The organism is Prescottella defluvii, assembly GCF_000738775.1.
In the GTDB taxonomy this organism is placed as follows: Bacteria; Actinomycetota; Actinomycetes; order Mycobacteriales; family Mycobacteriaceae; genus Prescottella; species Prescottella defluvii.
In genome coordinates, this window is the sequence record NZ_JPOC01000195.1 from 1 (window position 1) to 512 (window position 512).

General features: G+C 66.6%; 1 protein-coding gene and 1 pseudogene. One reads left to right on the top strand and one right to left on the bottom strand.

Annotated features, from left to right (window positions below; genetic code table 11):
• The first annotated feature begins 79 nt into the window (after positions 1-79).
• Complete coding sequence (locus IJ15_RS0124435; RefSeq protein WP_407984128.1) at positions 80-298, top strand: LSm family protein; 219 nt, start codon at positions 80-82, stop codon at positions 296-298.
• On the opposite strand, the pseudogene IJ15_RS0124440 reads toward IJ15_RS0124435, so the two are convergent.
• Positions 258-512: pseudogene (locus IJ15_RS0124440) on the bottom strand (ribosome maturation factor RimP); the annotation flags it as partial. The gene IJ15_RS0124435 and the pseudogene IJ15_RS0124440 overlap by 41 nt on opposite strands.

Here is a 512-nt window from a genome sequence, read left to right on the forward strand (position 1 = left end):
GCGACGACGAAGTCGATCGGCGCAGGGTACGACCGCCGCACGTCAGCGATGACCACAACTGAAGCGAGGAGCGTCCCAGATGCCTGTGCCGTCGAGGGAGAGGGTCATCGAGCTTCTCGCCGAAGCTGTCGAGCGTGAGGGCTACGACCTCGAAGATGTGACGATCACACTCGCGGGCCGGCACAGCGCGGTTCGCGTCATGGTCGACAGCGATGCCGGTCTCGAACTCGACGAGGTCGCCCGGCTCAGCCACGTCATCTCCGACGTGAGCGACGCCGCCAGTGCCGCTCCTCGGTGAGCGGCCGGTCGATGCCCGGGGACGTCACCTCGAGCGTGTACGGCGACTCACCGAAATCCGAGGCGGCGTCGAACACGTCGGAGATGACGTGGCTGAGCCGGGCGACCTCGTCGAGTTCGAGACCGGCATCGCTGTCGACCATGACGCGAACCGCGCTGTGCCGGCCCGCGAGTGTGATCGTCACATCTTCGAGGTCGTAGCCCTCACGCTCGAC